This window comes from Pseudomonas sp. R62 (genome assembly GCF_000257605.1).
Classification (GTDB): domain Bacteria; phylum Pseudomonadota; class Gammaproteobacteria; order Pseudomonadales; family Pseudomonadaceae; genus Aquipseudomonas; species Aquipseudomonas atacamensis.
This window is the reverse complement of the sequence record NZ_JH635998.1, coordinates 2417510-2422014: the sequence shown is the minus strand read 5'-3', so window position 1 is coordinate 2422014 and position 4505 is coordinate 2417510. Positions and strand designations below refer to the sequence as shown.

General features: G+C 58.3%; 5 protein-coding genes and 2 pseudogenes. 2 read left to right on the top strand and 5 right to left on the bottom strand.

Going from position 1 to position 4505, the window contains the following annotated elements:
* Both OQK_RS11880 and glnK read right to left on the bottom strand, forming a co-directional pair.
* Positions 1 to 743 (bottom strand): ammonia channel protein (locus OQK_RS11880; protein WP_038860884.1); only part of this gene is annotated, 743 nt, incomplete at its 3' end.
* Positions 744 to 780: 37 nt separating this feature from the next.
* Positions 781 to 1119 carry a P-II family nitrogen regulator gene (gene glnK, locus OQK_RS11875; protein ID WP_002555808.1) on the bottom strand — a complete coding sequence of 113 codons (339 nt, stop codon included), beginning with the start codon at positions 1117 to 1119 and terminating at the stop codon, positions 781 to 783.
* Between the two features lie 394 nt (positions 1120 to 1513).
* Here glnK and OQK_RS11870 point away from each other — a divergent pair, with 394 nt between their 5' ends.
* Entirely contained in the window at positions 1514 to 1774 is a 261-nt protein-coding gene (locus OQK_RS11870) for an accessory factor UbiK family protein (RefSeq protein ID WP_016772581.1), read from the top strand.
* 112 nt (positions 1775 to 1886) lie between these two features.
* Here OQK_RS11870 and OQK_RS11865 read toward each other — a convergent pair whose 3' ends face one another.
* Together OQK_RS11865 and OQK_RS29240 are read right to left on the bottom strand one after the other, a co-directional pair.
* A complete protein-coding gene (locus OQK_RS11865; protein ID WP_038861189.1) occupies positions 1887 to 2192 on the bottom strand; it encodes a HigA family addiction module antitoxin in 306 nt (101 codons plus the stop codon).
* Positions 2193 to 2199: 7 nt separating this feature from the next.
* Positions 2200 to 2478 (bottom strand): annotated as a pseudogene (locus OQK_RS29240) (type II toxin-antitoxin system RelE/ParE family toxin).
* A gap of 325 nt (positions 2479 to 2803) precedes the next feature.
* Here OQK_RS29240 and OQK_RS11860 point away from each other — a divergent pair.
* On the top strand, positions 2804 to 4297 hold the full coding sequence (locus OQK_RS11860) for a YifB family Mg chelatase-like AAA ATPase (protein ID WP_016772579.1): 1494 nt from the start codon (positions 2804 to 2806) through the stop codon (positions 4295 to 4297).
* On the opposite strand, the pseudogene OQK_RS11855 reads toward OQK_RS11860, so the two are convergent.
* Positions 4294 to 4505: pseudogene (locus tag OQK_RS11855) on the bottom strand (DUF4432 domain-containing protein); the annotation flags it as partial. The gene OQK_RS11860 and the pseudogene OQK_RS11855 overlap by 4 nt on opposite strands.

Here is a 4505-nt window from a genome sequence, read left to right as displayed (position 1 = left end):
ATCGCCGCGCCCATCAGGGTGTAGCCGAGGTTATGCGGAGCCATTGGTGTGGTCGGGAAGCCTTTGCGCTTGCCCAGTACCAGGCACGCGACCAGACCGGCGATACCGGCGTTGATGTGCACCACGGTGCCGCCAGCGAAGTCGAGCACGCCCCAGTCCCACATCAGGCCGCCGTTACCGGACCAGACCATGTGCGCGATCGGTGCATAAACCAGCGTGAACCAGATGCCCATGAAGATCAGCATCGCGGAGAACTTCATGCGCTCGGCGAACGCACCGACGATCAGCGCCGGGGTGATGATCGCGAAGGTCATCTGGAAGGTGATGAACACCGCCTCAGGGAACAGCGCCGCCGGGCCGGTGATGCTCGAAGGCGTGACACCGGCGAGGAACGCCTTGCCCATGCCGCCGAAGAACGAATTGAAGTTGACGACGCCCTGCTCCATGCCGGTAGTGTCGAAGGCAATGCTGTAGCCATAAATGACCCACAGGATGCTGATCAGACCGGTAATGGCGAAGCACTGCATCAGCACGGAAAGAATGTTTTTCGAGCGAACCATACCGCCGTAGAACAGCGCCAGGCCGGGAATGGTCATGAACAGCACGAGCGCTGTCGAGGTGAGCATCCAGGCGGTGTCGCCGGAATTGAGGACTGGCGCTGCCACTTCGTCTGCCGCCATGGCGATGCCGGGCATTACGATGGACAACAGGGCGCCTAGCCCTGCGAATTTACGCAGAGTCATATTGTTTTCTCCTGGGGCGTTGGGTTTGTGGCGGCGCTTAGATCGCGTCGGTATCGGTTTCGCCGGTACGGATGCGGATCGCCTGTTCCAGATTGACCACGAAGATCTTGCCGTCACCGATCTTGCCGGTGTTGGCCGCTTTGGTTATCGCCTCGATAACCCGATCCAGATCCTTGTCGTCGATGGCCACGTCGATTTTCACCTTGGGCAGAAAATCGACCACATATTCCGCGCCACGATACAGCTCGGTGTGACCCTTCTGCCGGCCGAAGCCTTTGACTTCAGTGACGGTAATGCCCTGCACGCCGATTTCGGACAGCGACTCGCGCACGTCGTCCAACTTGAACGGCTTGATGATGGCAGTGACTAGCTTCATGAAACTCTCTCCCGAATTGGTGGACTTGCCCCAGGAAAACAAACCCGTCTCAAGTCTAAGCGCAGTGCCTGGCTTTGTAACGCATCGTTGACGCCAGCTAACCGCATCAGACGAAACTCCCCGCTTCGTCTGCCGCACTGCATTCGTCACAGCGACTGCATCAGTGCATGGGTCGAGGGTGACTAAGCAGAAACCTTGCCAGCTCGGCAAAAACCCTGCATTTCAATCTCTTGGCCCGTGTTGCACGCGCTCGGGCAGAAAAGCTTTTGCCGATACGCACAACAACGGTGCGCCACCGTCCGTCCCCCTGCGCGAAAAGCGTGCATCCGTGCAACGGGATTGACTATAGACACTGCGTGATACACTGCCGGCCATTGTTTCCAGGACATTTCCCATGCTCGCGCCCAAAGACTTCCTCGACGCCCTGAGCGGCACCGCCTCCCGCCTGTTCAGCGGCGATACCCCGCTGCCGAAAGCCGAAATCGAAAGCCAGTTCAAAATGCTGCTGCAAAGTGCCTTCAGCAAACTCGATCTGGTCAGCCGGGAAGAGTTTGATAGTCAGATGGTGGTGTTGGCTCGCACGCGGGCACGGCTTGAGAGTCTTGAAGCGAAGGTGGCGGAGATGGAGGCGAAACTGAATCCGCCGGCTGAATAGCACCACTACTGACAGTGAAGGTTGGGCACGCTCTTCAGCTTTAAAGGCGTCGAAAAAAACCTTCAAGCGTTTTCCTTCAAGCAGCCTTCAGCTCCACTGCCTAGATTCACTATCAAGCGCAATGTGCCAGCCGCTCGACCTGATCACGGATTGCAGCTCCTCTTTCAATTTCGGCTTTTCGCAGATCGTAGGTCGATTGGAGGTTCAGCCAAAACTCAGGAGTGGTGTCCAGACAGATTGAAAGTCTTAAAGCCATGTCAGCGCTGATGCCCCGGCGCTGTAGAACGATATCGTTCACCGTCGGAGTAGACACCCTCAATGCTCTCGCCAACGCAGCGGCTGTAAGGCTCAAAGGCTCCAGATACTCCTCTTTGAGGATCTCGCCGGGATGGACCGGACGCATACCATTCTTGGTCATATTCACCTCAGTGATAATCGACGATTTCAACATCCTCGGGCCCATTCAGGCCCCAGACGAAGCAAATTCGCCATTGGGCGTTGATACGAATACTGCATTGCCCCTTCCGATCGCCTCACAGAGACTCGAGCCGATTTCCGGGAGGAGATCGGAGATCAGCCAACGCAGCTGCCGCATCAAGCATCGTCAGCTTACGTTCCGCGACACTCAATATGGCTGACCAGAAACGGGTTTTACCACTTCGGAACAGGTATTCGGTTTCAGGACATCTGAAGCTAACGATCATAGTTTAAAGCTTAACGTTATGCATTAACGCTGAGTTTATTCGTGAAAATCATTAGCGCAAACGGATGATCTTGCGATTTGGGTGTTCTCTCAGGACTTTCAGAAACGGACTACGCATGCTTGCTGGTTCTTACTGAACCCGTAGCTATCTCCTACACAAACTCTCCCCTATTCCCGTTTGCCATGCCCTGGCGAGTTCCTGGCATTTCTTGCGGCAACATCCTGCGAAATTTTTGCGCTCCACTCACCCCACTAAAATGGCATCGCCCTACTACCCTTCAAAAACCCGCAGGAAGCGGCTCCCCGATTCAGCTCAAGGAACGACCATGTCCCTCTCCATTGTCCACAGTCGCGCCCAGATTGGCGTGGAAGCCCCCGCTGTCACCGTCGAAGTCCATCTGGCCAACGGTCTGCCGTCGCTGACCATGGTCGGCCTGCCTGAAGCGGCAGTGAAGGAGAGCAAGGATCGGGTGCGCAGTGCGATCATCAATTCCGGGCTGCAATTTCCGGCGCGGCGGATCACCTTGAATCTGGCGCCGGCGGACCTGCCCAAGGATGGCGGGCGCTTCGATCTGGCAATTGCCTTGGGGATTTTGTCGGCCAGCGTGCAGGTGCCGTGTCTGACCCTGGACGAGGTGGAATGTCTGGGTGAATTGGCATTGTCCGGTGCCGTGCGACCAGTGCGTGGCGTGCTGCCGGCGGCACTGGCGGCGCGCAAGGCCGGGCGGGCGTTGGTGGTGCCTCGAGCGAATGCGGAAGAGGCGTGCCTGGCTTCGGGGCTGAAAGTGTTCGCAGTCGATCATTTGCTGGAAGCGGTGGCGCATTTCAATGGGCACACACCGGTCGAGCCGTACACATCAGATGGCTTGATGCATGCCGCCAAACCCTATCCCGACCTCAACGAGGTGCAAGGGCAGACAGCCGCCAAACGCGCACTGCTGATTGCCGCAGCGGGGGCGCACAACTTGTTGTTCAGCGGGCCTCCGGGAACCGGCAAGACGCTGCTGGCCAGTCGTCTGCCAGGATTATTGCCGCCGCTATCCGAATGCGAAGCGCTGGAAGTGGCAGCGATTCAATCGGTCGCCAGCGGGGTTCCCTTGACTCACTGGCCGCAGCGGCCGTTCAGGCAACCGCACCATTCGGCTTCAGGGCCGGCATTGGTCGGTGGCAGCTCGAAGCCACAACCCGGCGAAATCACCCTCGCCCACCATGGCGTACTGTTTCTCGATGAGTTGCCGGAGTTTGATCGCAAGGTTCTGGAGGTGCTGCGCGAGCCGTTGGAGTCCGGGCATATCGTCATCGCTCGGGCCAAGGATCGCGTACGTTTCCCCGCACGGTTTCAATTGGTGGCAGCGATGAATCCGTGTCCCTGTGGATATCTTGGCGAACCCAGCGGCAAGTGCTCGTGCACACCGGACATGGTCCAGCGCTATCGCAACAAACTGTCAGGGCCGCTGCTGGATCGGATTGATCTGCACCTGACCGTCGCGCGGGAGGCAACCGCATTGAATCCGGCAGCCAAGCCAGGCGAAAACAGCGCCAGCGCTGCGGCGTTGGTGGCCGAAGCGCGGGAGCGCCAGCAGAAACGTCAGGGCTGTGCCAATGCGTTTCTGGATCTGCCGGGGCTCAAGCGTCACTGCAAGTTATCCACAGCCGATGAAAAATGGCTGGAGGCGGCCTGCGAACGACTAATCCTGTCGCTGCGCTCGGCGCATCGCCTGCTCAAGGTCGCGCGCACGCTGGCGGATCTTGAACAGGCCGATGCGATTACCCGCGAGCATCTGGCCGAGGCACTGCAATACCGGCCGGCGACACCTTAATGCTCAGTCAGATCAACCAGCGGTGCCTGACGCACTTCAGTGTCGCGCCCGGCCTGAATCTCGGTCACGCGCTTCAAAGCGTTATCCACAGCCACCTTGTCCGCGAGGAGGCTGTAGCTGATCTGGAACTGTTTATGTTCTTTCGGCGCAATGGTCGGCACCAGATTCAACGGCCGCTGATAGCGACGGTTGTAGGAGAAACTGGTTC